At 35.8% G+C, this 796-nt stretch carries 1 protein-coding gene; it reads left to right on the forward strand.

Going from position 1 to position 796, the window contains the following annotated elements; translation table 11 throughout:
• Positions 1-71 precede the first annotated feature (71 nt).
• The gene (locus UGRO018_RS17710; RefSeq protein ID WP_416327840.1) at positions 72-791 is read left to right on the forward strand and encodes a transposase; all 720 of its coding nucleotides are present in this window, start codon (positions 72-74) and stop codon (positions 789-791) included.
• The last annotated feature ends 5 nt before the right edge of the window (positions 792-796 follow it).

A 796-nucleotide genomic window follows, 5' to 3' on the forward strand; every position in this document is an offset into this window, starting at 1 on the left:
TGATATGATCCCTCTAAAGTAGACAACGGAAATAAATAAAACGTTGTTTATGGAAGGAGGGATCTTTTCTTATGGGAAGAAAAAGTAAGTACACAATAGAACAGAAAATAGAAGCGGTGCAGGACTACAAGAGTGGTAAACGTGGACGAAGCCAGATATGTCATGATCTAAAATTGTGTAAATCTGGAAAGGCTTTATACAGATGGGTATCACTTTATGATGAATATGGTGAAATAGGATTCTTACCAAAACGAAGAAATAAAGCCTATTCAAAGGAACTAAAAGAGAATGCTATTAATGACTACTTATCTGGTAAAGGCTCTTATAAAGATATCATAAGAAAATACGAAATAAGCAGTGATAGTATTTTAGCTGGATGGATTTCCAAGTATAATGGTTATGAGAAACTAAAGGATTATAAACCTAAAGGAGAAGTTTACATGACCAAAGGAAGAAAAACCACATTAGAGGAAAGACAGGAAATCGTAGCATATTGTCTGGAGCATGACAGTGAATATAAACTCGCTGCAGAGTATTATAATGTATCCTATGCCCAAGTATATCAGTGGGTAAAAAAGTATCAAGAACAAGGTGAAATAGGCTTACAGGACAAACGGGGAAAGCATAAGCAGGATGATGAGTTAAGTGAAATCGAAAAACTGCAACGCGAAAACGCCCTATTAAAGCATCGTCTTGAATTACAGGAAAGAGAGAACATCCTATTAAAAAAAGTGAAGGAAATCGAAAGGAGGCGGTATTCGCCAAAGGGAAACAAGAAGGGAAATACTTAGCAATC

The organism is Hoskinsella mucinilytica (assembly GCF_045223415.1).
GTDB lineage: Bacteria > Bacillota_I > Bacilli_A > Erysipelotrichales > Erysipelotrichaceae > Hoskinsella > Hoskinsella mucinilytica.

Excerpts from the sequence above, each read along its gene's own strand:
- UGRO018_RS17710 (WP_416327840.1), top strand. The coding sequence starts at position 72 with ATGGGAAGAAAAAGTAAGTACACAATAGAACAGAAAATAGAAGCGGTG.